The sequence below is a fragment of the uncultured Streptomyces sp. genome, assembly GCF_947488945.1.
In the GTDB taxonomy this organism is placed as follows: domain Bacteria; phylum Actinomycetota; class Actinomycetes; order Streptomycetales; family Streptomycetaceae; genus Streptomyces.
Window position 1 is genome coordinate 40,335 of the sequence record NZ_CANLBS010000025.1, and the last position, 25,702, is coordinate 66,036.

The 25,702-nt window shown below is 73.4% G+C and carries 20 protein-coding genes; 16 read left to right on the plus strand and 4 right to left on the minus strand.

The genetic code is table 11. From position 1 onward, the window contains the following. Positions 1–75: 75 nt before the first annotated feature. Both Q0994_RS29325 and Q0994_RS29330 read left to right on the plus strand, forming a co-directional pair. Positions 76–765 carry a response regulator transcription factor gene (locus Q0994_RS29325; protein ID WP_299540557.1) on the plus strand — a complete coding sequence of 230 codons (690 nt, stop codon included), beginning with the start codon at positions 76–78 and terminating at the stop codon, positions 763–765. 15 nt (positions 766–780) lie between these two features. Continuing rightward, entirely contained in the window at positions 781–2,175 is a 1,395-nt protein-coding gene (locus Q0994_RS29330; protein WP_299540559.1) for a HAMP domain-containing sensor histidine kinase, read from the plus strand. 33 nt (positions 2,176–2,208) lie between these two features. Here Q0994_RS29330 and Q0994_RS29335 read toward each other — a convergent pair whose 3' ends face one another. Continuing rightward, the gene (locus Q0994_RS29335) at positions 2,209–3,207 is read right to left on the minus strand and encodes a TAXI family TRAP transporter solute-binding subunit (RefSeq protein WP_299540561.1); all 999 of its coding nucleotides are present in this window, start codon (positions 3,205–3,207) and stop codon (positions 2,209–2,211) included. Positions 3,208–3,309: 102 nt separating this feature from the next. Here Q0994_RS29335 and miaB point away from each other — a divergent pair, with 102 nt between their 5' ends. Then, positions 3,310–4,827 (plus strand): tRNA (N6-isopentenyl adenosine(37)-C2)-methylthiotransferase MiaB, encoded by a 1,518-nt coding sequence (miaB, locus tag Q0994_RS29340; protein ID WP_299540563.1) that lies wholly within the window; start codon positions 3,310–3,312, stop codon positions 4,825–4,827. Positions 4,828–4,897: 70 nt separating this feature from the next. Then, positions 4,898–5,614, plus strand: a complete 717-nt coding sequence (locus tag Q0994_RS29345; protein ID WP_299540565.1) for a class III extradiol dioxygenase subunit B-like domain-containing protein — start codon at positions 4,898–4,900, stop codon at positions 5,612–5,614. Between the two features lie 126 nt (positions 5,615–5,740). On the opposite strand, the gene Q0994_RS29350 is transcribed toward Q0994_RS29345, so the two are convergent. Next, positions 5,741–5,977 carry an antitoxin gene (locus Q0994_RS29350; protein ID WP_299540567.1) on the minus strand — a complete coding sequence of 79 codons (237 nt, stop codon included), beginning with the start codon at positions 5,975–5,977 and terminating at the stop codon, positions 5,741–5,743. 168 nt (positions 5,978–6,145) lie between these two features. On the opposite strand from Q0994_RS29350, the gene miaA reads away from it, so the two are divergent. The 6 genes from miaA (at position 6,146) to hflX (ending at position 13,926) form a co-directional block, all read left to right on the plus strand. Continuing rightward, positions 6,146–7,084, plus strand: coding sequence for a tRNA (adenosine(37)-N6)-dimethylallyltransferase MiaA (miaA, locus tag Q0994_RS29355; protein ID WP_299540570.1), 939 nt, complete (start codon positions 6,146–6,148; stop codon positions 7,082–7,084). Positions 7,085–7,192: 108 nt separating this feature from the next. Then, complete coding sequence (locus Q0994_RS29360; protein WP_299540572.1) at positions 7,193–7,675, plus strand: hypothetical protein; 483 nt, start codon at positions 7,193–7,195, stop codon at positions 7,673–7,675. A 78-nt stretch (positions 7,676–7,753) separates the two neighbouring features. Beyond that, positions 7,754–8,638, plus strand: coding sequence for a diaminopimelate epimerase (gene dapF, locus Q0994_RS29365; RefSeq protein WP_299540574.1), 885 nt, complete (start codon positions 7,754–7,756; stop codon positions 8,636–8,638). Positions 8,639–8,779: 141 nt separating this feature from the next. Beyond that, complete coding sequence (locus Q0994_RS29370) at positions 8,780–10,693, plus strand: bifunctional (p)ppGpp synthetase/guanosine-3',5'-bis(diphosphate) 3'-pyrophosphohydrolase (RefSeq protein WP_299540576.1); 1,914 nt, start codon at positions 8,780–8,782, stop codon at positions 10,691–10,693. A gap of 92 nt (positions 10,694–10,785) precedes the next feature. Continuing rightward, a complete protein-coding gene (locus Q0994_RS29375) occupies positions 10,786–12,237 on the plus strand; it encodes a M1 family metallopeptidase (RefSeq protein ID WP_299540578.1) in 1,452 nt (483 codons plus the stop codon). Between the two features lie 159 nt (positions 12,238–12,396). Continuing rightward, positions 12,397–13,926 carry a GTPase HflX gene (gene hflX / locus Q0994_RS29380; RefSeq protein ID WP_299540581.1) on the plus strand — a complete coding sequence of 510 codons (1,530 nt, stop codon included), beginning with the start codon at positions 12,397–12,399 and terminating at the stop codon, positions 13,924–13,926. Between the two features lie 78 nt (positions 13,927–14,004). Here the strand turns inward: hflX and Q0994_RS29385 are convergent, their stop codons facing one another. After that, a complete protein-coding gene (locus Q0994_RS29385) occupies positions 14,005–15,210 on the minus strand; it encodes a serine protease (RefSeq protein WP_299540584.1) in 1,206 nt (401 codons plus the stop codon). 356 nt (positions 15,211–15,566) lie between these two features. Between Q0994_RS29385 and Q0994_RS29390 the strand changes: the two genes are divergently transcribed. The 5 genes from Q0994_RS29390 (at position 15,567) to Q0994_RS29410 (ending at position 23,685) form a co-directional block, all read left to right on the plus strand. After that, positions 15,567–16,946 carry a diaminobutyrate--2-oxoglutarate transaminase family protein gene (locus Q0994_RS29390; RefSeq protein WP_299540587.1) on the plus strand — a complete coding sequence of 460 codons (1,380 nt, stop codon included), beginning with the start codon at positions 15,567–15,569 and terminating at the stop codon, positions 16,944–16,946. Between the two features lie 28 nt (positions 16,947–16,974). Further along, positions 16,975–18,843, plus strand: coding sequence for an IucA/IucC family siderophore biosynthesis protein (locus Q0994_RS29395; RefSeq protein WP_299540589.1), 1,869 nt, complete (start codon positions 16,975–16,977; stop codon positions 18,841–18,843). A 41-nt stretch (positions 18,844–18,884) separates the two neighbouring features. Further along, positions 18,885–19,643: a GNAT family N-acetyltransferase gene (locus Q0994_RS29400; protein WP_299540591.1), complete on the plus strand. Its 759-nt coding sequence runs from the start codon at positions 18,885–18,887 to the stop codon at positions 19,641–19,643. A 60-nt stretch (positions 19,644–19,703) separates the two neighbouring features. Then, on the plus strand, positions 19,704–21,623 hold the full coding sequence (locus Q0994_RS29405) for an IucA/IucC family siderophore biosynthesis protein (protein WP_299540594.1): 1,920 nt from the start codon (positions 19,704–19,706) through the stop codon (positions 21,621–21,623). A 91-nt stretch (positions 21,624–21,714) separates the two neighbouring features. Continuing rightward, positions 21,715–23,685 (plus strand): ATP-dependent DNA helicase, encoded by a 1,971-nt coding sequence (locus Q0994_RS29410; protein ID WP_299540597.1) that lies wholly within the window; start codon positions 21,715–21,717, stop codon positions 23,683–23,685. An 82-nt stretch (positions 23,686–23,767) separates the two neighbouring features. Here Q0994_RS29410 and lexA read toward each other — a convergent pair whose 3' ends face one another. After that, positions 23,768–24,565: a transcriptional repressor LexA gene (gene lexA, locus Q0994_RS29415; protein ID WP_299540599.1), complete on the minus strand. Its 798-nt coding sequence runs from the start codon at positions 24,563–24,565 to the stop codon at positions 23,768–23,770. 626 nt (positions 24,566–25,191) lie between these two features. Between lexA and nrdR the strand changes: the two genes are divergently transcribed. Next, positions 25,192–25,695 carry a transcriptional regulator NrdR gene (gene nrdR / locus Q0994_RS29420; RefSeq protein WP_299540602.1) on the plus strand — a complete coding sequence of 168 codons (504 nt, stop codon included), beginning with the start codon at positions 25,192–25,194 and terminating at the stop codon, positions 25,693–25,695. The last annotated feature ends 7 nt before the right edge of the window (positions 25,696–25,702 follow it).

The window sequence follows — 25,702 nt, forward strand, 5'->3', positions numbered from 1 at the left end:
CGCCACCCCGGACCCCGTAACGCCCTGTAACGCCCAACGGGGTGCAAGACGACACGAAGAAGGAGAGGAGGGCCGGTGCGACTGCTGCTGGTGGAGGACGACGACCACGTCGCCGCCGCCCTTTCCGCCGTGCTGGCCCGGCACGGATTCCGGGTCACCCACGCCCGCAGCGGCGAGGAGGCCCTACGCGCCCTGCTGCCCGCCGAGCGGGAACCCTTCGGCGTCATCCTCCTCGACCTCGGCCTGCCCGACCAGGACGGATTCGAGGTCTGCGGGAAGATCCGCAAGCGGTCCGCCACCCCGGTCATCATGGTCACCGCGCGGGCCGACGTGCGCTCCCGCATCCACGGGCTGAACCTCGGCGCCGACGACTACGTCGTCAAGCCGTACGACACCGGTGAGCTGCTGGCCCGCATCCACGCCGTCGCCCGGCGCGGCGCGGGCGCCGACGACTCCGCCGAAGGCCCCGCGGCCCTCCTGCTCGGACCCGTGCGCGTCGAGCTGCTCACCCGCCGGGTCAGTGTCGACGGGGGCGAAGTGCAGCTCACCCGGAAGGAGTTCGACCTCCTCGCGCTGCTCGCGCAGCGCCCCGGAGTCGTCTTCCGCCGGGAGCAGATCATCAGTGAGGTGTGGCGCACGAGCTGGGAGGGGACGGGCCGTACGCTGGAGGTCCACGTCGCCTCGCTGCGTTCCAAGCTGCGGCTGCCCCAGCTCATCGAGACGGTACGGGGCGTCGGATACCGTCTCGTGCCGCCGTCCGCGTAAGGACCCCCGTCCCCGGTGCGTACCCGTCTGCTTCCGCTGCTCATCGTGCTCATGGCCGCCGTGCTGCTCGCACTCGGCTTCCCGCTCGCGGTGAGCCGGGCCGCCGCCGCGCAGCAGGACGTGGTGATCGACCGCATCGACGACACCGCCCGGTTCGCGGCCCTCGCCCAGTACATCAGCGAGCCCGCCGCCCCCGACGACGAACGCCGCCGCACCCTCCAGGCCGACCTCGACGCGTACGACACCGTCTACGGCATCCGGGCCGGCATCTTCTACCGCGACGGCGGCGTCCTGGCCAAGGCCCCCAAGAGCTGGGAGCTGCCCACCGAGGGCGAGGGCCGGGCCGCCTACGCCGAGGCGCTGCTCGGCCGCCGCTCCCACGACCCCCCGCAGGTCTGGCCGTGGCAGAGCGGCCGGGTCGTGGTGGCCTCGCCCGTCGTGCGGGACGGCGACGTGGTCGCCGTCGTGGTCATCGACTCGCCCACCGGCCAGATGCGCTCCCGCACCCTGCGCTCCTGGCTGCTCATCGCCCTCGGCGAAGCGGTCGCCATGCTGGTCGCCGTCGGCGCCGCCTTCCGGCTGACCGGCTGGGTACTGCTCCCCGTACGGACCCTGGACGCCGCCACCCACGACATCGCCCGCGGCCGGATGCGCTCCCGCGTCGTCGCCTCCGGCGGTCCGCCCGAACTGCGCCGGCTCGCCGACTCGTTCAACGAGATGGCCGACAACGTCGAAGAAGTCCTGGAACAGCAGCGCGCCTTCGTCGCCGACGCCTCCCACCAGTTGCGCAACCCGCTCGCCGCGCTGCTGCTGCGGATCGAACTGCTCGCCCTCGAACTCCCCGAGGGGAACCAGGAGATCGCGGCGGTGCGCACCGAGGGCAAACGGCTCGCCCGGGTCCTCGACGACCTGCTGGACCTGGCGCTCGCCGAACACGCCGAGGCCGACCTCAAGCTGACCGACATCGCCGCGCTCGTCGCCGAACGCGTCGCCTCCTGGCGGCCGGTCGCCGACGACAAGGGGGTGGCGCTCGTCCAGGAGGGGGCCGCCGCCGTCACCGCCTGGGCCGACCCCGTCGCCCTCTCCAGCGCCCTGGACGCGGTGATCGACAACGCGCTGAAGTTCACCCCGCCCGGCGAGGAGGTGACCGTCGCCGCGACCGCCGACGGCCCGGACGTCACCGTGGTGGTCGCGGACCGGGGGCCGGGACTCACCGAGGACGAGCTGGCCCGGGTGGGCGACCGGTTCTGGCGCAGCAACCGCCACCAGAACGTCGACGGCTCCGGCCTCGGCCTGTCCATCTCGCGGGTTCTGCTCGCGGCCGGCGGCGGCGCCATCCACTACGGCCCGAACGAGCCGCACGGGCTGCGCGTCACCGTCTCCGTGCCCCGCCACGCCCCGCACGACTGACCGGGGCGGCCGGGTGCCGGTCGCCCCGGCCCGTCAGGGCTTCACCGACCGGTAGTACCGCTTGGCGCCCTCGTGGAGCCGCAGCGGATCGGTGTAGATCGCCGTCCGCAGGTCCACCAACTGCGCCGAGTGCACCTCGCGCCCGATCCGGTCCCGGCTGTTGATCACCGTCCGGGTGAACGCCTGGGTGGTCACCGGGTCCGTGCGGTCCGTCGTGACCAGCAGGTTGGCGATCGCCACCGTGGGCACGGACCGCCCCGGCCGGATGTTCCCGTACGCGTCCGGCGGCATCACCGCCGCCCGGTAGTAGCGGGTCGAGCCGCCGGCCGCCTGCAGCCGGGCGATCAGGTCGTCCTCCAGCGGCACCAGCCGGACGTCCATCCGCTCCGACAGCGCCTGCACGGCGCTGGTGGGCAGCCCGCCCGACCAGAAGAACGCGTCCAGCCCTCCGCTCTCCAGCCGGGCCGGCATCGTGTCGATCCCGGCGGTCACCGGGGTGATGCCGGTGGTGGGATCGATGCCGGCCGCCGTCATCAGCCGGTCCGCCACCAGCTTCACGCCGGAACCGAGCTGTCCCACCCCGACCCGCTTGCCCCGCAGGCCGGCGACGTCACGGACGGGGGAACCCTTCGGGACGACGAGCTGGACGTAGTCGTCGTAGAGCCGGACACAGCCCCGCAACCGGGCCGCGCCCGGCTTGCCGCTGCGCAGGTACGAGGCGACGGCGTCGGCGGTGGCGATGGTGAAGTCGGCCTGCCCGGTCGCGACCCGCTCGATGTTCTGCTGCGAGCCCTCGCTGGTCCGCAGCCGTATCGAGACCTCCGGCATGTCGGTGGCCAGCGCGTTCTCCAGCCGTTCGCCGTAGAGCTGGTAGACACCGCTGCGCACCCCGGTCGAGAACACCAGCGAGCCGCTCGGCGACGACTGCCCGCCGGGCAGCACCCACCACAGCAGCAGCCCGGCCACCACCGCGGCGGCGGCCGCCCCCTGCAGGGTGCGCCGGCGGCCGGATCGGGAGAGTGCGGGGAACATGGGCGCGATCCTGCCAGCTCCCCGCCCGCGCTGACCAGGGCCGTCCCGCCGGGCGGGAGTACGGGAGACGAGGCAGTCGCCGCCACCGCCTACCCTTGTGGGATGAGCAGCGGCAACCGGAGCGAAGCAGTGGACGTCGAGAAGACCTACGAGGTACGCACCTACGGGTGCCAGATGAACGTCCACGACTCCGAACGGCTGTCGGGTCTCCTGGAGGGCGCGGGGTACGTCAGGGCGCCCGAGGGCTCGGACGGCGATGCCGACGTGGTGGTCTTCAACACCTGCGCGGTGCGCGAGAACGCCGACAACAAGCTGTACGGCAACCTCGGCCGGCTCGCCCCGATGAAGACGAAGCGCCCCGGCATGCAGATCGCCGTCGGTGGCTGCCTGGCGCAGAAGGACCGCGACACCATCGTGCGCCGCGCCCCGTGGGTCGACGTCGTCTTCGGCACCCACAACATCGGCAAGCTGCCCGTGCTGCTGGAGCGCGCCCGGATCCAGGAGGAGGCGCAGATCGAGATCGCCGAGTCCCTGGAGGCGTTCCCCTCGACGCTGCCCACCCGCCGCGAGTCCGCCTACGCGGCCTGGGTCTCCATTTCCGTCGGCTGCAACAACACCTGCACCTTCTGCATCGTGCCCGCGCTGCGCGGCAAGGAGAAGGACCGGCGCACCGGCGACATCCTCGCCGAGATCGAGGCGCTGGTCGCCGAAGGAGTCTCCGAGATCACCCTGCTCGGCCAGAACGTCAACGCCTACGGTTCCGACATCGGCGACCGCGAGGCGTTCTCCAAGCTGCTGCGCGCCTGCGGGAAGATCGAAGGGCTGGAGCGCGTCCGCTTCACCTCGCCGCACCCGCGCGACTTCACCGACGACGTCATCGCCGCCATGGCCGAGACGCCGAACGTCATGCCGCAGCTCCACATGCCGCTCCAGTCCGGGTCCGACCCGATCCTGAAGGCGATGCGCCGCTCCTACCGGCAGGAACGCTTCCTCGGCATCATCGAGAAGGTCCGCGCCGCGATGCCCGACGCCGCCATCTCCACCGACATCATCGTCGGCTTCCCCGGCGAGACCGAGGAGGACTTCGAGCAGACCATGCACGTGGTCCGCGAGGCCCGCTTCGCGGGCGCCTTCACCTTCCAGTACTCCAAGCGCCCCGGAACCCCGGCCGCCGACATGGAGGGGCAGATCCCGAAGGAGGTCGTACAGGAGCGGTACATGCGCCTGTCCGCCCTTCAGGAGCAGATCTCCTGGGACGAGAACAAGAAGCAGGTCGGCCGCACCCTGGACGTCATGGTCGCGGAGGGCGAGGGGCGCAAGGACGGCGCCACCCGCCGCCTGTCCGGCCGCGCCCCGGACAACCGCCTCGTCCACTTCACCCAGCCCGGGACCCCGGTGCGTCCCGGCGACGTGGTGACCGTCGAGATCACCTACGCCGCCCCGCACCACCTGCTGGCCGAGGGCGTGCCCCTGGCCGTGCGGAACACCCGGGCCGGCGACGCCTGGGAGAAGCGCAACGCCGCCCCCGCCCCGCAGCCCGCCGGCGTGATGCTCGGCCTGCCCACCGTCGGCGCGCCCGCCCCGCTCGCCGCCGTCGGGCCCGGCTGCGGCTGCGACTGACCGCTGCGGCCGGCCGCGGGCACCGCGTGCGCCCGCGGCCGACGGGGCCCGGCCCAGTACGCTGACCGGCATGTTCGTCGCCGCAGCCGTCTGCCCCTGCCCGCCGCTCCTGGTGCCCGCCGTGGCCGCCGGAGCCGCCCCCGAACTCGACCCGGCGCGGGCCGCGTGCGCCGACGCGATCGGCGCGCTCACCGCCGCCCGCCCGGACCTGCTGGTCGTCGTGGGCCCGGTCGGCCCGGACGCCGCCGGACCGTACCCGGTGGGTGCGCGCGGATCCTTCGCCGGGTTCGGCGTGGACCTCGGCGTCCGCCTCGGTCAGGCCCCCGCCGACGCGGACGGCCGTGCGCTGCCGCCCTCGCTGGCCGTCGGCGCCTGGCTGCTGGAGCGGTCCGGCGGCCCCGGCCCCGCGACCGTCGAGGCGCTCGGTCTCCCCGACACGCTGTCCGCCGAGGAGTGCGCGGCCGTCGGCCGCGAGCTCGCGGAACGCGCCGGCCGCGTCGCGCTGTTGGTCATGGGGGACGGCAGCGCCTGCCGCACCGTGAAGGCGCCCGGCTACCTGGACGAGCGGGCCGACGCCTTCGACGCCGGGGCCTTCCGGGCGCTGCGGGACGCCGACACCGAGGCGCTCCTGGCACTCGACCCGTACCTCGCCCGTGAGCTGAAGGCGGCGGGCCGGGCCCCCTGGCAACTGCTCGCCGGGGCCGCCCGCGGTGCGGGAGCGACCGGCCGGCTGCTCCACGAGGACGCCCCGTACGGCGTCGGCTACGCGGTCGCGGTCTGGTCCTGAGCCCTCACACGGGCCGGACCGGGGCACGGGCCGGGGACCGGCCACGGCCACCACGCGCACGAGGGCCGCGGAGCGTGGTGCTCCGCGGCCCTCGCCGGTCCCCGGCCCGTGCGGGCCGGGGGCGCGTCAGACGGTGGGCGGCCGGCCGCCCTGGTCCTTGGTGCCGAGACGGTCCACGGCGTCCTTCGCCTTCTGCGTGCCCGTGTTGATCTTGTCGCTGTACTTGCCCTTGGTCTTCTGGTCCACCGTGCGCGCGGCCTTGTCGAGACCCTGCTCGATCTTGCCGCCGTGCTGCTGCGCCAGACCGGCGGCCTTGTCCTTGGCCGGGGCCAGTTTCGCCTTCAGATTGTCCAGGAATCCCATGGGTCACACTCCGTGCTAGAGGGCCGTCGGCCGGTGTGCAGAGCTCTGTCCCGCCCCAGTCTCTACCTGTCCGCCTGCCGTGATTTTACTCGTGTTTGACCCGACCGGCCCTCGACCGTCGCCCGTACGGCGGACCGGAGGGGCCCGGAGGTTTGCGAGACTGGGGCGGTGAGCAGAGCAGATTCCACCCCCCGCGTCATCACCGTCGTCGGCCCCACGGCCGCCGGGAAGTCCGATCTGGGCGTCCTGCTGGCCCGGCGGTTCGACGGCGAGGTGGTCAACGCCGACTCCATGCAGCTCTACCGCGGGATGGACATCGGCACCGCGAAGCTCACCCTCGACGAGCGCGGCGGGGTCCCGCACCGGCTGCTGGACATCTGGGACGTCACCGAGGCCGCCAGCGTCGCCGAGTACCAGCGGCTGGCCCGGCTGGAGATCGACCGGCTGCTCGCCGAGGGCCGTACCCCCGTCCTCGTCGGCGGCTCCGGCCTCTACGTCAAGGGCGCGATCGACGCCCTGGAGTTCCCCGGCACCGACCCCGCGGTCCGCGCCCGGCTGGAGGAGGAACTCGACTCCGACGGACCCGGCCCGCTGCACCGCAGGCTCGCCGAGGCCGACCCGGCGGCCGGCCGGGCGATCCTGCCGACCAACGGCCGGCGTATCGTCCGCGCCCTCGAAGTCATCGAGATCACCGGCCGGCCCTTCACCGCCAACCTCCCCGGCGAGACGCCCGTCTACGACGCGGTCCAGATCGGCGTCGACGTGGGCCGCCCCGAACTGGACGCCCGCATCGCCGCCCGCGTCGACCGGATGTGGGAGGCCGGGCTCGTGGACGAGGTCCGGACGCTGGAGGCCCGGGGGCTGCGCGACGGGCTCACGGCCTCACGGGCGCTCGGCTACCAGCAGGTCCTCGCGGCGCTGGCGGGGGAGTGCACCGAGGACGAGGCGCGCGCCGAGACGGTGCGGGCGACCAAGCGGTTCGCCCGCCGGCAGGATTCCTGGTTCCGCCGCGACGCCCGCGTCCGGTGGCTGGACGGTTCGCTGGAGGGCCGCGCCGAACTCGGCGACCGGGCCTCGGCAGTGGTCGAACGAGCGGTCACAGCCTGATCACGTGATGGCATCGGGACGCCCCGCAGGGCGTGGAGGGCTCCGGTGCCGTGCCATCATCGAGCATCGATCGAAGTAGCCGAGTCCGAGTCGGGAGGGCGCGTGGCGATGGAGGCCGGCCCTCGCGACAGTGAGCTGGACGCACCGGAGAACCGCCGCTGGGCGGCACGTCTTCCGGGACGGCTCAGCGCCGACGGACCCGACGGACCCGAGGGGTCGGACGGGCCGGACGCGCCCGACGACGTGAACGCCCCCGAGGTCGAGGTGGAGCTCCGCCCGGCCCGGCGGCTGCGGATCTGGCAGCTCGCCCCCATCGTGATCCTGGCGGCGATCGGCTCCCTGATGTTCGCCTTCCCGCTCGCCTTCGAGTTCGGTGACGGCGGTGCGGTCGTCGCCATGCTGGGCCTGCTGATCAGCGGCTGCGCGGCCGGCTGGGGCATGATGGCCGCCCGCCGGGTCGGTCACGTCTGGCCCGGACTCCCGGTCCGGGGCGCCTCCGAGCGCGGCGACTGGCGCGTGGTGGCGCTGTACGTCCTGGTGTGCGCGGTGCTCGTGGCGCTGGCCGTCTGGCGCGTCGCCCGGCTGCGCTGAGCCCGCCGCGGCCGCGCCCCGCGCCGCGGCCGGCGGCCGTTTTGGCGGGCGCGCGCCCCTGCCTCGTACAGTTGCCCCGTGAGCACCTCGCAGATCGCCTTCCTCAAGGGGCACGGCACCGAGAACGACTTCGTCATCGTTCCGGACCCGGACAACGCCCTCGACCTGCCCGCGTCCGCCGTGGCCCGGCTCTGCGACCGCCGGGCCGGTGTCGGCGGCGACGGACTGCTGCACGTGGTGCGGTCCGCGGCCCACCCGGAGGCCGCGGCGATGGCCGGCGAGGCCGAGTGGTTCATGGACTACCGCAACTCCGACGGCTCGGTCGCCGAGATGTGCGGCAACGGCGTCCGCGTCTTCGCCCGCCACCTGCGGCGCGCCGGACTCGTCGGGGACGGCGACCTCGCGGTGGCCACCCGCGGCGGTGTGAAGAAGGTCCACCTGGCGAAGAACGGCGACGTGACCGTGCACATGGGCGTCGCCGCCCTGCCGGACGACGGCGTCACCGTCACCGTCGGCGGACGGAGCTGGCCCGCCCGCAACGTCAACATGGGCAACCCGCACGCCGTCGCCTTCGTCGAGGACCTGGCGCACGCCGGCGACCTGCGCGCGGAGCCGCCGTACGCCCCCGCCGGCGTCTACCCCGACGGCGTCAACGTCGAGTTCGTCGTGGCGCGGGGCACGCGCCACGTCGCGATGCGCGTGCACGAGCGCGGTTCCGGCGAGACCCGTTCCTGCGGCACCGGGGCCTGCGCCGTCGCCGTGGCCGCCGCCCGGCGGGACGGCATCGACCCGGCGGTGACCGGCGCCCCCGTCACGTACACCGTGGACCTGCCCGGCGGCACCCTGGTGATCACCGAACGCCCGGACGGGGCGGTCGAGATGACCGGGCCCGCCGTCATCGTCGCGGAGGGCTTCTTCGACGCGGAGTGGATCGCCTCCGCGCTCGACCCGCGGCGCGGCTGATCATCGCTCGATCGGGTGATCCGTTTCACGCTGGGCGGGACCGGGACCGGGGCGCGTGGTGGGGTCGGTAGCATCAAGCACCGGCCCGGAGACGCTGCGGCGTCTCCTCCGCCCGCCGGTCGACTCCGCCGGAGGTGCCCCATGAGTGCAGAGGCCGCCAGCCCGGGTGCTCCCGCCCGGAAACGGGCCCGCGCCCGGATCGATCTCCGCAGGCTCGGCCGGGTGGCCCTGCTCGGTCCCGTCTCCCGGGGCCGTCTGCCGGACGCCATCGGCCATGTGGCCGAGGCCCACCGTGCGCACCATCCCGACGCCGACCTCGGCGTGCTCAGCCGGGCCTACGTCCTGGCGGAGTCCTCGCACCGGGGGCAGACGCGCAAGAGTGGCGAGCCCTACATCACCCATCCGCTCGCGGTGACCCTGATCCTCGCCGAACTCGGCGCGGAGACCACCACGTTGACGGCGTCGCTGCTGCACGACACGGTCGAGGACACCGACGTCACGCTGGAGCAGGTGAGGGCGGAGTTCGGCGAGGAGGTGAGCTATCTCGTCGACGGCGTCACCAAGTTGGAGAAGGTCGACTACGGCGCCGCGGCCGAGCCCGAGACCTTCCGCAAGATGCTGGTCGCCACCGGCGACGACGTCCGGGTGATGTCGATCAAGCTCGCGGACCGGCTGCACAACATGCGCACCCTCGGCGTGATGCGGCCGGAGAAACAGGTCAGGATCGCCAAGGTCACGCGGGACGTGCTGATCCCGCTGGCCGAACGGCTCGGCGTGCAGGCGCTGAAGACCGAGCTGGAGGACCTGGTCTTCGCCATCATGCACCCCGAGGAACATGCCCGGACCCAGGCGCTGATCGCCGCCTCGGAGGACGGTCCCGACCCGCTGGCCGCCATCGCGGAAGACGTCCGCGCGACGCTCCGGGAGGCCGGCATCACCGCCGAAGTCCTCATCCGGCCGCGCCACTTCGTCTCCGTCCACCGCGTGCACGCCAAGCGCGGCGAGCTGCGCGGCACCGACTTCGGCCGTCTCCTGGTGCTGGTCGCCGAGGACGCCGACTGTTACGCCGTCCTCGGCGAACTGCACACCTGTTTCACCCCGGTCGTCTCGGAGTTCAAGGACTTCATCGCCGCACCGAAGTTCAACCTCTACCAGTCGCTGCACACCGCGGTCGCCGGACCCGGCGGCGACGTCGCGGAAGTCCTCATCCGCACGCACCAGATGCACAAGGTCGCCGAGGCCGGCGTGGTCGCGCTCGGCAACCCGTACGCGGCGGACCCCGGCGCGGCCGAACCCGCCGACGGCGAGCGCGCCGACCCGACCCGGCCCGGCTGGCTCTCCCGGCTGCTGGCCTGGCAGGAGTCCGCCCCCGACCCGGACACCTTCTGGACCACCCTGCGGGACGACCTCGCGCAGGACCGCGAGATCACCGTCTTCCGCACCGACGGCGGCACCCTCGGCCTCCCGGCCGGCGCCACCTGCGTGGACGCCGCCTACGCCCAGTACGGCGACGAGGCCCACACCTGCATCGGCGCCCGCGTCAACGGCCGGCTCGCCACCCTGGGCACCGTCCTCAACGACGGCGACGCCGTGCAGCTCCTGCTCGCCCGCGAGTCCGCCTCCGGCCCCGCCCGCGCGTGGCTCGACCACGCCCGGACGCCCGCCGCCCGTATCGCGATCAGCGGCTGGTTCGACCACCACGACGAGGAGATCCCGGAGTCCCGCCAGGAGCCGGCCGGTCCGACGGCCGTACCGGTCCGGCCGGAAGGGCCCGCCGCCGGTGAACCGCGGCCCGACGACGCCCCTCACGTCACCCTGGTCGCCGAGTCGTTCGGGCGGCCCCGGCTGCTCGCCGACCTGACCGAGACCATCGCCGCCGCCGACGCCGCCATCGTCTCCGCCACCGTGGAACCGCCCAGGCAGCAGCGTGTGCGGCACACGTACACGCTGAGCCTCCCCGACGAGGCCACGCTGCCGGTCCTGATGCGCGCGATGCGCGACGTCGCCGGCGTGTACGACGTCAGCCGCACGGAGGACCCGGCCGCGCACGGCTGACGCCCGGTCGGCCGCCGGGCGGGCCGTCCCCGTTCGGGTGGCCCACCGCGCGCCGCCCCCGCGAGGCCCGTCCGCGCTGGTAGCGGTGGTCCATGCCGTTCCTCTCCCGCCGCCTGCGGGCCGCACTGCTGGCCACCGCATCGGTCTCCCTCGTCGCCGCAGCCCTCCCCGCCCCCGAGCCCCTCGGCATCGGGGACCGCCTCTTCCCCACCCTCGGCAACCCGGGCTACGACGTCCTCGCGTACGACCTCGCGCTCACCTACGGCGGCGACCCCGCCGCCCCCCTCGAAGCGGTCACCACCATCGAGGCCAGGACGACGGAGCCGCTGGACCGGATCAACCTCGACTTCACCCACGGCACCGTCCGCTCGGTCACGGTCAACGCGCTCCGGGCGGACTTCGCCACCGCCGAGGAGGACCTGGTCGTGGACGCCCCCGGCCGGCTGCCCGCCGGGGTCCCGCTGCGGATCACCGTCCGGCACACCAGCGACCCCGTCGGGGACAAGGGCAGCGGAGGCTGGGTCCGCACCGCCGACGGACTGGCCATGGCCAACCAGGCCGACGCGGGCCACCGCGTCTTCCCGTCCAACGACCACCCCGCCGACAAGGCTTTCTTCACCTTCCGCCTCACCGCCCCGCGCGGCGTCACCGCCGTCGCCAACGGACTGCCGGCCGGCACGCGGGACCACGGTGCGACGAAGACCTGGATCTACCGCACCGAACACCCCATGGCCACCGAACTGGCCCAGGTCTCGCTCGGGAAGTCCGTGGTCCTGCACCGCGAAGGGCCACGCGGCCTGCCGGTGCGCGACGTCGTCCCGGCCGCCGACCGGGCAGCGGTCGAACCCTGGCTCGCCAAGACCCCCGACCAGATCCGCTGGATGGAGGGCCAGGTCGGCGCGTACCCCTTCGAGACGTACGGCCTGCTGATCGCCGACACCGAGACCGGCTTCGAGCTGGAGACCCAGACCCTCTCGCTCTTCGAGCGCCGTCTGTTCACCGACACCCGCTACCCGGAGTGGTACGTCGACTCCGTCATGGTGCACGAGTTGGCCCACCAGTGGTTCGGCGACAGCGTCTCGCCCGCGAGCTGGTCCGACCTCTGGCTCAGCGAGGGGCACGCGAGCTGGTACGAGGCCCGCTACACCGAGGACCGGTTCGGCTACGCGCAGGAGACCCGGATGCGCGAGGCGTACCGCAGGTCCGACGCCTGGCGCGCCGCCGGAGGACCGCCCGCCCGCCCGGACGCCCCCGCTCCGGGCCAGAAGCTCAGCCTCTTCCGGCCCGTGGTGTACGACGGCAGCGCGCTGGTGCTGTACGCGCTGCGGGCGGAGATCGGTGAGGCCGCCTTCGGCCGCCTGGAACGCGAGTGGGTCCGCCGGCACCGCGACGGGTCCGCGGGGACGGCGGACTTCACCGCCCTCGCGCAGCGCGTCGCCGGGCGTGACCTGACCGCCTTCTTCGACGGCTGGCTGTACGGCGAGAAGACGCCCCCGATGCCCGGCCACCCGGACTGGCGCAGCGACCACGCCGCCGGCCGCTGAGCCGCGGCCGCCGCGCGAAACCCGCATGACGGGCGGGGGCGGCCCGTGCCACTATCGACGGGTCGCCGACCCGGCCGGCCTGGCGGTTCCCGCGGGAATCATCCGGGGACGGAACGCGTTGTGACTGACGTAACGGACATCCATCGACGTAAGGATCCAATGACCTCCTCTTCTTCTCTTCCCCAGGACGCGCAGGACGCGCAGGACGCACGGAGCGCAGCGGAGCCCGTCTCCGGGAGCCGTAACGAGAGCCTTCGGGCCGACGCCCTGATGGAAGAGGACGTCGCCTGGAGCCACGAGATCGACGGAGCGCGGGACGGCGACCAGCTCGACCGCTCCGAGCGCGCCGCGCTGCGGCGTGTCGCCGGTCTCTCCACCGAACTCGAAGACGTCACCGAGGTCGAGTACCGCCAGCTCCGCCTGGAGCGTGTGGTGCTCGTGGGCGTCTGGACGTCGGGCACCGTGCACGACGCGGAGATCTCCCTCGCGGAGCTCGCCGCGCTCGCGGAGACCGCGGGGGCCCAGGTGCTCGACGCCGTCTACCAGCGCCGCGACAAGCCGGACCCGGCCACCTACATCGGCTCGGGCAAGGCGCTGGAGCTGCGGGACATCGTGCTGGAGACCGGTGCCGACACCGTCGTCTGCGACGGTGAGCTCAGCCCCGGCCAGCTCATCCACCTCGAAGACGTCGTGAAGGTCAAGGTGGTCGACCGGACCGCGCTGATCCTCGACATCTTCGCGCAGCACGCCAAGTCCCGTGAGGGCAAGGCGCAGGTCTCGCTGGCGCAGATGCAGTACATGCTGCCCCGGCTCCGCGGCTGGGGTCAGTCGCTCTCCCGCCAGATGGGCGGCGGCGGTTCGAGCGGCGGCGGAGGGATGGCCACCCGCGGTCCCGGTGAGACCAAGATCGAGACCGACCGGCGCCGCATCCGCGAGAAGATGGCGAAGATGCGCCGGGAGATCGCGGAGATGAAGACCGGCCGCGACCTCAAGCGCCAGGAGCGCAAGCGCCACAAGGTGCCCTCGGTCGCCATCGCCGGGTACACCAACGCCGGGAAGTCCTCACTGCTCAACCGGCTCACCGGCGCCGGAGTCCTGGTGGAGAACGCCCTGTTCGCCACCCTGGACCCCACCGTGCGCAAGGCGGAGACGCCGAGCGGACGCGCGTACACGCTGGCCGACACCGTCGGGTTCGTGCGGCACCTGCCGCACCACCTCGTCGAGGCGTTCCGCTCCACGATGGAGGAGGTCGGCGAGTCCGACCTGATCCTGCACGTGGTCGACGGCTCGCACCCGGTGCCGGAGGAGCAGCTCGCGGCGGTCCGCGAGGTCATCCGGGACGTCGGCGCGCTCGACGTGCCCGAGATCGTCGTGATCAACAAGGCCGACGCGGCGGACCCGCTGGTCCTCCAGCGGCTGCTGCGCAACGAGAAGTACGCCATCGCCGTCTCGGCCCGCACCGGCGCCGGCATGGACGAACTCCTCGCGCTGATCGACGAGGAACTGCCCCGCCCGTCCGTGGAGATCGAGGTCCTGGTGCCGTACATCCAGGGCGCGCTGGTCTCCCGGGTGCACGCCGAGGGCGAGGTGCTCTCCGAGGAGCACACCGCCGACGGCACGCTGCTCAAGGCACGGGTGCACGAGGAACTGGCCGCCGAGCTCGGCACCTTCGTCCTCGCGACGAGCTGACCGCACCGGTACGGACCGAAGCCCGGACCTCTCCGCCGAGGAGGGGTCCGGGCTTCCGTCCGTCCGGCCGGGGGCGCGTCAGCCCGCGCTCACCTCGTCGTACAGCGCCTTGGCCTCCTCGCCGAGCCGCGGGCCGGACAGCCACCCGCCGTCCACCGGGCCGATCGAGGTGTTGGAGATCAGCGCGGGCTTCCCGTCGCTTCCGGTGGCGACCCAGCCGCCGCCGGAGGATCCGCCCGTCATGGTGCAGCCGATCCGGTACATCGTCGGCTGGTCCTGCGAGAGCGAGAGCCGGCCGGGCGCGTCCTCGCACCGGTAGGCCTGCTGGCCGTCGAAGGGCGGCGCGGCCGGGTAGCCGGTGGCCCTGATCGAGGCGATCTCCCGCGCCAGGGGGGCGTCGAACGCGACCGGCAGCGCCGAACCGACCGTCTCCTCCAGCGACTTCCCGCCCGAACCCGTCTCCGGAGTCACCTTCAGCACGGCGAAGTCGTACGGCGCGCCCCGGCCGCCCACCGAGGCGCCCTGCGCGATCCACTGGTCCGAGGTGAGGGCCTCGGTGCCCCACCAGACGCCGTAGGGCGCGATCTCCTCCTTGGAGGCGGTCTCCAGCTCGCTCGTCGACAGCCCGCTGTCGTTGTACGCGGGGACGAAGGCGATGTTGCGGTACCAGCCGCCGTTCTTCCCGGCGTGCACGCAGTGGCCCGCGGTCCAGACGAGGTTGGACTTGCCCGGGTGGGCGGGGTCCTGGACGACGGTCGCGGAGCAGACCATCGAGCCCTCCGGCCCGTCGAACAGCAGCTTCCCGGACTCCGGGGCGGCGTCGTGGAACGGGGTCCCCAGCGCGGCGGCCTTCACCGGCGCCGGCGTCGGGTCGGTGATGCCCTCGTCGACCGTGATGTCACCGCCGGCCGGGCTGTCCGGCGTGGTGTCGGCGTCCCGCATCCGCTGCGAGTCCCAGAGGTCCTCGATGATCGGGTTGACGAAGTCCTTGGCCTCGCGCAGCCACTGGTCCTTGTCCCAGTTCTTCCACTCGCCGCCCTTCCACTGGTCCAGGTCGATCCCGTGCTCCTTGAGCCGGTCCTTCAGCTCGTCCGGAATCCTGATCGTGCCGTCGGAGGAGGCCGCCGCCGAAGCGGTCGGACCGGCCGCGCCGTCCTCCTCGGGACCGCACCCGGTGGCCGCCAGGGCGAGTACGGTGGCCGCGGCCGCCACGGCGAGCAGCGGGGAGCGGCGACCGCCGCCCCTCCCGCGGCGTGCGGAGCTGGTCGGGCGAACGGTTCGCATGTGGTGATCCCCCTGGGACGTCATCGATCGTGTCGTCGTACGCCGGTAGTATTCCGTTCCCGCCCGCCGGAGCGTGACCCGCCCCCGGGGCGGCGGCCCAACGGGCCTGACGGTATAGCGGGTTGTGGTTCGCACGGTGTGTGCCCGCCGCGTCCGGGACCATGCCGGTGGAGGAAGGGACGGTTCCCGGCCGGGCCGCGGTTGCACCGTCGCCAAGATCTTCCGATGTACCCGTGATCCCGCGCGTCCGGCCTCGTTGGTACGCGTGGGAGCCCGGCAGCGTTCATCCCCGTTGTCCGCCACCGGTCCGTCCGCACCCAGCGCAACCCACCGTGAACGCAGGAGGATCGACAGCCGTGGCCGTGACCGAACCAGCGCCGGGGGCGCTGTCCGCCGTGCACGAGGGCATTCTGCGCCGCCAGTCGTCCAGGGAGTCCGCGGCGCGCACCTACGCCCGGTCGCTGCCGATCGTGCCGGTCCGCGCCCGGGGCCTCACCATCGAGGGCGCCGACGGCCGCCGCTATCTCGACTGCCTCTCCGGAGCGGGCACGCTGGCGCTCGGACACAACCACCCGGTGGTCCTCGAAGCGGTGCGCAAGGTCCTCGACTCCGGGGCCCCGCTCCACGTGCTGGACCTCGCCACCCCGGTCAAGGACGCCTTCGTCACCGAGCTCTTCAGTACCCTGCCGAAGGAACTGGCCGACGACGCCCGGATCCAGTTCTGCGGACCCGCGGGCACCGACGCGGTCGAGGCCGCCTTCAAACTGGTCCGCGCCGCGACCGGCCGCACCGGTCTGCTCGCCTTCACCGGGGCGTACCACGGCATGACCGCGGGCGCGCTCGAAGCCTCCGGCGGCGCCCAGGACGTGCGCGTCACCCGGCTGCCCTTCCCCCAGGACTACCGCTGCCCGTTCGGGATCGGGGGCGAGCGCGGCGCGGAGGTCGCGGCGCACTGGACCGAACACCTGCTGGACGACCCCAAGGGCGGAGTGCCCGCCCCCGCCGGGATGATCGTGGAGCCCGTCCAGGGCGAGGGCGGCGTCCACCCCGCGCCCGACGGCTGGCTGCGACGGATGCGGGCGGTCACCGCGGCCCGGTCGATCCCCCTCATCGCCGACGAGGTGCAGACCGGTGTCGGCCGGACCGGCGCGTTCTGGGCCGTGGAGCACAGCGGGGTGGTCCCCGACGTGATGGTCATGTCCAAGGCGATCGGCGGATCGCTGCCGCTCGCCGTGATCGTCTACCGCTCCGGCCTCGACCTCTGGCAGCCCGGCGCCCACGCCGGCACCTTCCGTGGCAACCAGCTCGCCATGGCGGCCGGCGCCGCGACCCTTGCGTACGTCCGCGAGAACCGGCTCGCCGAGCGGGCCGCGCTGCTCGGCGCCCGGATGACCGGCCGGCTCCAGGGACTCGCCGCCGACCACCCGTCCATCGGGGACGTCCGGGGCCGCGGCCTCATGATCGGCGTCGAACTCGTGGACCCCGAGGCGGTGCCCGTCACCGCCGGAGGACCGCCGCCCGCCGACCCCGCGCTCGCCGTCCTGGTCCAGCAGGAGTGCCTGCGTCGGGGACTGATCGTCGAACTGGGCGGCCGGCACTCGGCCGTCGTCCGGCTGCTCCCGCCCCTCACCCTCACCGACGAACAGGCGGCGGCGGTCGTGGACCGCCTCGCGGACGCGCTGGCAGCCGCCGAACGCTCGCCGCACCGCCGAGTCGCCGCCGGGTCGCTCCGCTGACCCCGCAACCCCTCACAAGGAAGACGCCGTGAATCCCACCTCCGCGCCCGACGCCGAAGGCTCCAGCATCCGAGGGCAGGGGCCGGCCGGCCCCGGCACCGCCGAAGCGTCGTGCGTCCCCCGCCAGAAGGCCCCGGCCGCCGCCGTCCGGCTCCCCGCCGCGGCCCCCCGCGCGGCGACGGACCTCCTCGACGACCCGGACCCCTTCCGCGCCGCCGACGCGGCGGGCACCGAGAGCCTGCTGCGCTGCTGGATCCGCGAGAACGACCTGCCCCACCCCACCGGAACCACCCTGCGCGTCCCGCTGCCCGCCACCGGCGCCGCGCTGGACGTTCCGGTACGGCACTGGTCCGCCACCGGCATCCACCGCTTCGGGCCGCCCGTCCTGACCGGCGCCCCGGACGACGCCCCGCCGGTGGACGCCGTGACCCTCGCCGCGCTGCTCTGCAGGGAGGCCGACCGGCACGGCGGAGCCGACCTCGTCGCCCGGGTCGCCGACTCCGTGCGCAACACCGCCGGATTCCTCGCCGCCAGGCGCCGCACCCCCGAAGAGCCGCCGGGCGCCGACCACTTCCTCACCGCCGAGCAGGCGCTCCTGCTCGGCCACCCGCTGCACCCGACGCCCAAGAGCCGCGAAGGGCTCTCCGAGTCCGAGTCCCGGCGCTACTCGCCCGAACTGCACGGCTCCTTCCCGCTCCACTGGATGGCCGCCGACCGCTCGGTCCTCGCCTCGGACTCCGCCTGGACCCGCAACGGCCGCACCGTGCCCGCCGAGGAGATCGCCGCCCCGTTCGCCCGCGGGCTCCGGCTCCCGGACGGCACGGTCGCGCTCCCGGTCCACCCCTGGCAGGCGGAGGAGCTGAAACGCCGCCCCGAGGTGACCGCCCTCCTCGACGCCGGCCTGCTGCACGACCTCGGCCCGCACGGCGCCCACTGGCACCCGACCTCCTCGGTCCGCACGGTGGCGCGCCCCGGCGCCGACGTGATGCTCAAGCTCTCCCTCGGCGTACGCATCACCAACTCCTGCCGCGAGAACCTCCGCAAGGAGCTCCGCCGCGGGACCGAGGTGCACCGGCTGCTGCGGGCCGGCCTCGCCACCGAGTGGCAGCGCGCCCACCCCGGCTTCGACATCGTCCGCGACCCGGCGTGGCTCGCCGTGGACACCAAGGACGGCACCCCGCTCCAGGGGCTCGACGTGGTGTTCCGCCACAACCCCTTCGGTCCCGCCGACGACGTCGCCTGCGTCGCCGGATTCACCGCCCTGCGCCCGGTGCCCGGCCACCCCCGCATGCGCTCCCGGCTCGCGGAGACGGTCCACCGCCTCGCCGCCCGCACCGGCCGGCCCACGGCCGCCGTGGCCGCCGAGTGGTTCCTGCGCTACCTCGACCGCGTGGTCCGGCCGGTGCTCTGGCTGGACGCCCACGCCGGAGTCGCCCTCGAAGCGCACCAGCAGAACACCCTCGTCCGGCTCGACGCCGAGGGCTGGCCGGCCGGCGGGCGGTACCGCGACAACCAGGGGTACTACTTCCGCGCCTCGCACCGGGAGTCCCTGGAGCGCAGGCTGCCCGGCATCGGCGCGGCGAGCGACACCTTCGTCTCCGACTCCGTCACCGACGAGCGCTTCGCCTACTACCTCGGCATCAACAACGTCTTCGGTCTGATCGGGGCCTTCGGCTCCCAGGGCCTCGCCGACGAACAGGTGCTCCTCGCCGCCTTCCGGCGGTTCCTCGCGGCGGCCGTCCCCATGGGTTCGCCACTGCCCGCATACCTCCTCGGGACGCCGGAACTCCGCTGCAAGGCCAACCTGCTGACCCGCCTGCACGGGCTCGACGAACTGGTGGGACCGGTCGACACCCAGTCGGTCTACGTCACCATCGCCAATCCGCTGCATTCCTGAAACACCCTGCCCGACCGGGGCGACGAGAGGAGAATTCCGCCGTGCCACCCGCCGACGCGCCCAGGGACCCGGACCATGGATCGGCACCGCCGTCCGCGGCGGAACTGCATGTTCCGCCGTCCGGGGCGGAGGCGGAGGACACCCTGGACCTCGAACGGTCCGCGCGACTCCCCGCTCCGGCCGACGGCGGGGCCCACGGGCCGGTCCGCCGCCGGGACACCGGCGAACCGGGCCTCCTCGGCGACCCGGCCGACTGGCATCCCGTCAGCACGTCCGTCGGCGTCTTCCGGCTGGTTCCCGTACGCCCCGAACGCGACCTCGGCGTGATCAGCGCATGGATGAACGACCCGGCGGTGGCCGCCTTCTGGGAGCTGGCCGGGCCCGAGGAGGTCACCGCCGCCCACCTGCGGCCCCAACTGGAGGGTGACGGCAGGAGCGTGCCGTGCCTGGGCGTGCTGGACGGACGGGCGATGAGCTACTGGGAGCTCTACCGCGCCGATCTCGACCCGCTGGCGCGCTACTACCCGTCCCGACCGCACGACACCGGCGTCCACCTGCTCGTCGCCGGGACGGACACCCGCGGACGGGGCGTCGGCACCGCGCTGCTGCGCGCGGTCGCCGACCTGGCACTCGACCGCCTTCCCCGGTGCACCCGGGTGGTCGCGGAGCCCGATCTGCGCAACACCCCGTCCGTCGCGGCCTTCCTCGGCGCGGGATTCCGCTTCTCCGCCGAGATCGAACTGCCCGACAAGAGGGCCGCGCTGATGATCCGTGACCGCGCCCACCGGGCCGTCCTGTGACCCACCCGCCGCTCCGTGCACACCGCTCGAAACCCGTCGGCCTCACCCCGAGGAGTCTTTGTGCAGGAATATCCAGCGAGCCATGAACCGGCCCGGTGCCGTCCCCTCCACCGCACCCCGGAACTGAACCCACCGGTGTGGGACCGGGTCTGTGCCCGCCTGCTGGCCAAGATGCTCGGCGAGTTCGCGTACGAGGAGATCGTCGAGCCGTTCCCCTGCCCGGCGGGTGCGGCCGACGGCGACGCGGGGGACCGCGAGCCGGCACGGCCGGGGGCCGGCACCGGGCCCGGTCCCGAGTCGGCCGGGACGTCCGCCGGCCGCCGCTACGGCATCCGTCTGGACGACGGCGCGACCCTGGTCTTCCGCGCCCGTCGCGGGGTCTACGGAAGCTGGTGGGTCGACCCCGACTCGCTGCGGGAGTACGCGGCGGACGGCGCGGCCCCGCAGCCGTTCCGCGACCCGCTCCGGTTCGTCACCCGCGCCCGCGCGCTCATAGGCCTGGACGGCGCCACCCTCGGCCACCTCGTCCGCGAGCTGTCCCACACCCTGTCGGCCGACGCCCGGCTCGAACACGCCTCCCTCGACGCCGCCGCCCTCGCCGACCTCGGCTACGCCGAACTCGAAGGCCACCAGACCGGCCACCCCTGGCTGGTCGCCAACAAGGGCCGGCTCGGCTTCTCCGCCACCGACGCCGCCCGGTTCGCCCCCGAGGCGCGCACCGCCACCCCGCTCCCCTGGATCGCGGTCAGCACCAGGATCGCCGGATACCGGGGCGTCCCCGCCCTCGCGGCGCCCGGCGACCTGTACGCACAGGAGCTCGACCCGCAGGTCCGCGAGGTGTTCGCCGGCGAGCTCCGCGCCCGCGGCCTCGATCCGCGCGACTACCTCTACCTGCCGGTCCACCCCTGGCAGTGGGACGAATGGATCGTGCCCCTGTTCGCCGCCGACCTCGCCGCGGGCGACATCGTCCCGCTCCCCGCCGACGGCGACCTCCGGCTCCCGCAGCAGTCGATCCGTACCTTCGCCAACGTGGGCCGCCCGGAGCGGCACACCGTCAAGCTGCCGCTCTCCATCCTGAACACACTGGTCTGGCGCGGCCTGCCGACCGAACGCACGCTCGCCGCACCGGCGGTCACCGCCTGGGTGCAGGGCCTGTGCGACGGCGACCCGTTCCTGCGCGACACCTGCCGGGTGATCCTGCTCGGCGAGGTGGCCTCCGTCGCCGTCGAGCACCCGCTCTACGACCGGCTGCCCGAAGTCCCGTACCAGTTCAAGGAGATCCTGGGCGCGATCTGGCGGGAACCGCTGCCGCCCCGCCTCGCACCGGGTGAACGGGCCCGCACCCTCGCCGCGCTGCTGCACCGCGACAGCGCCGGCCGCTCGTTCACCGCCGAACTCGTCGGCCGCTCGGGCCTGGCGCCCCGGGTCTGGCTGACCCGGCTGTTCGCCGCGGTCCTGCCGCCGCTGCTGCACTTCCTCTACCGCTACGGCACCGTCTTCTCGCCGCACGGGGAGAACGCCATCGTCGTCTTCGACGAGCAGGACGTGCCGGTCCGTCTCGCGATCAAGGACTTCGTCGACGACGTGAACGTGAGCGCCCACCCCCTGCCCGAGCTCGGGACCATGCCCGACGACGTGCGCGAGGTGCTGCTGACGGAGGCCCCCTCCTTCCTCACCCAGTTCATCCACTCGGGACTCTTCGTCGGCGTCTTCCGCTACCTCTCGCCCCTGTGCGAGGAACAGTTGGGGGTGACGGAGAGCGATTTCTGGTCACTCGTCCGGGCGGAGATCCTCCGGCACCACGCCCGCTTCCCCGAGCTCAAGGAGCGGTTCGAGATGTTCGACATGCTCACTCCCGAGATCGAACGGCTCTGCCTCAACCGCAACCGGCTGCACGTCGACGGCTACCGCGACCGCCCCGAGCGCCCGCACGCCGCGATCCACGGCACGGTCCCCAATCCGCTGCACGCTCCGGGGTGAGAAAGGGACCCTTCCGGACGGCTCCGGGGACGCGTGCGGATCTTCCGGAGGGACACGAGCTGTCGGTGCCGCGCCGTAGGCTGGACGCGCTATGACGAAGCCATCCCTCCCCGACCTCCTCCACGCCGCCGTCACCGCCGTCGGCGGCACGGAGCGCCCCGGCCAGGCGGCCATGGCCGCCGCCGTCGCTGAGGCCGTCGACGACAACGCCCACCTCCTCGTCCAGGCCGGCACGGGCACGGGCAAGTCCCTCGGCTATCTGGTGCCCGCGCTCGCGCACGGGGAGCGGGTCGTGGTGGCGACCGCCACCCTCGCCCTGCAGCGCCAGCTCGTGGAGCGGGACCTGCCGCGCACCGTCGAGGCGCTGCACCCGCTGCTGCGCCGGCGGCCGCAGTTCGCCATGCTCAAGGGCCGGTCGAACTACCTCTGCCTGCACCGGCTCCACGAGGGCGTGCCGCAGGACGAGGAGGACGGCCTCTTCGACCAGTTCGAGGCCGCCGCCCCGTCGAGCAAGCTCGGCCAGGACCTGCTGCGGATGCGGGACTGGTCCGACGACACGGAGACGGGCGACCGGGACGAACTGACTCCCGGCGTCTCCGACCGGGCCTGGGCCCAGGTCTCGGTGACCTCCCGCGAGTGTCTGGGGGCGTCGAAGTGCGCGTACGGCGCGGAGTGCTTCGCCGAGGCGGCCAGGGAGCGCGCGAAACTCGCCGACGTGGTGGTGACCAACCACGCGCTGCTGGCGATCGACGCCATCGAGGGCGCCCCGGTGCTGCCGCCGCACGAGGTGCTGATCGTGGACGAGGCCCATGAACTGGTCTCGCGGGTGACCGGCGCGGCCACCGGCGAGCTCACTCCGGGCCAGGTGAACCGGGCGGTCCGCCGGGCGGCGAAGTTGGTGAACGAGAAGGCGGCGGATTCCCTGCAGAGCGCGGCGGAGGGGTTCGAGCGGGTGATGGAGCTGGCCCTGCCCGGCCGGCTGGAGGAGGTCCCGGAAGACCTCGGATACGCCTTGATGGCGCTGCGGGACGCGGCGCGCACGGTGATCTCCGCGCTCGGCTCGACCCGTGACAAGTCGGTCCAGGACGAGGACGTGGTGCGCAAGCAGGCGATGGCGTCGGTCGAGTCGGTGCACGCGGTGGCCGAGCGGGTCACCCAGGGCTCCGAGTACGACGTGGTCTGGTTCGAGCGGCACGACCGGTTCGGCGCCTCGCTGCGGGTGGCCCCGCTCTCGGTCTCCGGGCTGCTGCGGGAGAAGCTGTTCTCCGAGCGCTCGGTGGTCCTCACCTCGGCCACGTTGAAGCTGGGTGGCGACTTCAACGGCGTGGGCGCCTCCCTGGGGCTCGCCCCCGAGGGCACTGCGGGCGAGGACGTCCCCCAGTGGAAGGGGCTCGACGTCGGGTCGCCCTTCGACTACCCGAAGCAGGGCATCCTCTACGTCGCCCGCCACCTGGCCACCCCGGGGCGGGAGGGTTCCCGCACCGACATGCTGGAGGAGCTGGCGGAGCTGGTGGAGGCCGCCGGCGGCCGGACGCTGGGGCTGTTCTCCTCCATGCGGGCGGCGCAGGCGGCGGCCGAGGAGCTGCGCGGCCGGCTCGACAAGCCGGTCCTGCTCCAGGGGGAGGAGACGCTCGGCGAGCTGATCAAGAACTTCGCGGCGGACCCGGAGACCTGTCTCTTCGGCACGCTCTCCCTCTGGCAGGGGGTGGACGTGCCGGGTGCGAGCTGCCAGTTGGTGGTGATGGACCGCGTTCCGTTCCCGCGTCCGGACGATCCGCTGATGAGCGCCCGGCAGAAGGCCGTGGAGCAGGCGGGCGGCAATGGTTTCATGGCGGTCGCGGCCACCCATGCCGCGCTGCTGATGGCGCAGGGAGCGGGCCGGCTGATCCGTGCGACGGGCGACAAGGGCGTGGTGGCCGTGCTGGACCCGCGGCTGGCCACCGCCCGGTACGGCAGCTATCTGCGGGCCTCCCTGCCCGACTTCTGGTACACGACCGACCGGAACCAGGCGCGGCGCTCGCTGGCCGCGATCGACGCGGCGGCCAGGTCCGAGGGGCGCTGAGCGTCGGGAGGTGCCGGGGGACGACGAGGACCCGGATCCGCCGTCGCGGATCCGGGTCCTCGTGCTGCCAGGGAAAACGACTTCAGATGCGGCGCAGGACGGCCACGACCTTTCCGAGAATGGTGGCCTCGTCGCCGGGGATCGGCTGGTAGGCGGCGTTGTGCGGGAGGAGCCACACATGGCCGTCCTCACGGCGGAAGCGCTTGACGGTCGCCTCGCCGTCGAGCATGGCGGCGACGATGTCGCCGTTCTCCGCGACCGGCTGGCGACGGACGGTGACCCAGTCGCCGTCACAGATCGCCGCTTCGATCATCGAGTCTCCGACGACCTTCAGCACGAAGAGCTCACCGTCGCCCACGAGCTGCCGGGGGAGGGGGAAGACGTCCTCGACCGACTCCTCGGCCAGGATCGGGCCACCTGCCGCGATACGGCCCACGAGGGGGACGTAGGAGGCGGCGGGCTTGCCCGTGGTGTCCGTCTGCTGAGTGCTGGGCTGGTCGGAGCCCCGGACCTCGTACGCCCGGGGGCGGTGCGGGTCGCGGCGGAGGAAGCCCTTGCGCTCCAGGGCCATGAGCTGGTGGGCCACCGACGAGGTGCTCGACAGGCCCACCGCCTGGCCGATCTCCCGCATCGACGGCGGATATCCGCGGCGCTGCACGGAATCCCGGATCACTTCGATGACCCGCCGCTGCCGGTCCGTGAGTCCCGAGCTGTCCGCCCGGATTCCAGGAGGCCGGCCGGGCAGGGAACGCGCGGGTCGGGGGGGCTCTGGGCCCTCCGGATTCGTTGGTGTGTCATTCATGGCATGCACCGGCTCGAATCGGCTCTGGGAGCGGTGGTCCCGGGCGGTGATGGTGGCACTGTCAGCGGTGGTGGTCACGTCGGCCCCTCTCGAATGTTCTCCCTGGCTGGACAACGGTAGTAGCTTTCGAAAGGTTGCGCCAAACACACGTTCGAGTGAAAAACCGATAAAGGCCTGTCCCGGACTTATGGCCGGGTGTATGTAGCCCCCATTCCGGCAGGCTCCGCGACCGCCCTCGCCGCCCGCGTCCGCGCGTTGCGCGGACCACCAGGACCCGCATCGCGCGGACGCGGGCGGCGGGGCGCCGGGAAGACGCGGTGTGCCGTTCCGGGGGTCCGGCCCCACCGGTACGACGCTACCCGCACGTCCGCCGGTCACCGCCTCCGGGTGGGGTGCGGAGCGCGCGCGAGGGTGTGCCGACGGGGGCCCGTGGCGCCTCCCGCGCGCCACGCGGCCGGGTGTTTCCCGTACCCTCTCCCGTGGCCGTACGCTGCCTCCGGCCCGCCCCCGCGCAAGCGACACGCGTGGGTCGAAGAGCGCGGCAAACCCCTAGATCTAGTGGTTGACTGCTCTCCGTCTCCCAGAAGTAGTGGTCCCGGTCCATCGCTGTGCTGGGCATCGCCTATGCTGGGGGCTGCTTCAAAGGGTCCTGGCCGGACCTGGTGAGGCCATTCAGCCGTGCGGTGAAGGAGGGTTTGTCGGACATGCACTGCCCCTTCTGCAGGCACCCCGACAGCAGGGTCGTCGACAGCCGGACGACCGACGACGGAACGTCGATCCGGCGCCGTCGCCAGTGCCCCGACTGCAGCCGCCGTTTCACCACGGTGGAGACGTGCTCGCTGATGGTGGTCAAGCGCAGCGGCGTGACCGAACCCTTCAGCCGCACCAAGGTCATCTCCGGCGTCCGCAAGGCGTGCCAGGGAAGGCCAGTCACCGAGGACGCCCTCGCCAAGCTCGGCCAGCGGGTCGAGGAGGCGGTGCGCGCCACCGGGAGTGCCGAGCTGACCACCCACGACGTGGGGCTGGCCATACTCGGCCCCCTGCGGGAACTCGACCTCGTCGCGTACCTGCGCTTCGCGTCCGTGTACCGGGCGTTCGGCTCGCTCGAAGACTTCGAGGCCGCCATCGCGGAACTCCGCGAAGGGCGGCCCACCGCGGGAGGGGGCGGAGGGGCCGACGAGGCCCCTGCCCCCGCCGCCGCGCTCTAGCGGTACG

Excerpts from the sequence above, each read along its gene's own strand:
- miaB (WP_299540563.1), top strand. The coding sequence starts at position 3,310 with ATGAGCAGCGGCAACCGGAGCGAAGCAGTGGACGTCGAGAAGACCTAC.
- Q0994_RS29360 (WP_299540572.1), top strand. The coding sequence starts at position 7,193 with ATGGAGGCCGGCCCTCGCGACAGTGAGCTGGACGCACCGGAGAACCGC.
- Q0994_RS29350 (WP_299540567.1), bottom strand. The coding sequence starts at position 5,977 with ATGGGATTCCTGGACAATCTGAAGGCGAAACTGGCCCCGGCCAAGGAC.
- Q0994_RS29385 (WP_299540584.1), bottom strand. The coding sequence starts at position 15,210 with ATGCGAACCGTTCGCCCGACCAGCTCCGCACGCCGCGGGAGGGGCGGC.
- Q0994_RS29335 (WP_299540561.1), bottom strand. The coding sequence starts at position 3,207 with ATGTTCCCCGCACTCTCCCGATCCGGCCGCCGGCGCACCCTGCAGGGG.
- Q0994_RS29345 (WP_299540565.1), top strand. The coding sequence starts at position 4,898 with ATGTTCGTCGCCGCAGCCGTCTGCCCCTGCCCGCCGCTCCTGGTGCCC.
- hflX (WP_299540581.1), top strand. The coding sequence starts at position 12,397 with ATGACCTCCTCTTCTTCTCTTCCCCAGGACGCGCAGGACGCGCAGGAC.
- Q0994_RS29410 (WP_299540597.1), top strand. The coding sequence starts at position 21,715 with ATGACGAAGCCATCCCTCCCCGACCTCCTCCACGCCGCCGTCACCGCC.
- nrdR (WP_299540602.1), top strand. The coding sequence starts at position 25,192 with ATGCACTGCCCCTTCTGCAGGCACCCCGACAGCAGGGTCGTCGACAGC.
- Q0994_RS29370 (WP_299540576.1), top strand. The coding sequence starts at position 8,780 with ATGAGTGCAGAGGCCGCCAGCCCGGGTGCTCCCGCCCGGAAACGGGCC.
- Q0994_RS29375 (WP_299540578.1), top strand. The coding sequence starts at position 10,786 with ATGCCGTTCCTCTCCCGCCGCCTGCGGGCCGCACTGCTGGCCACCGCA.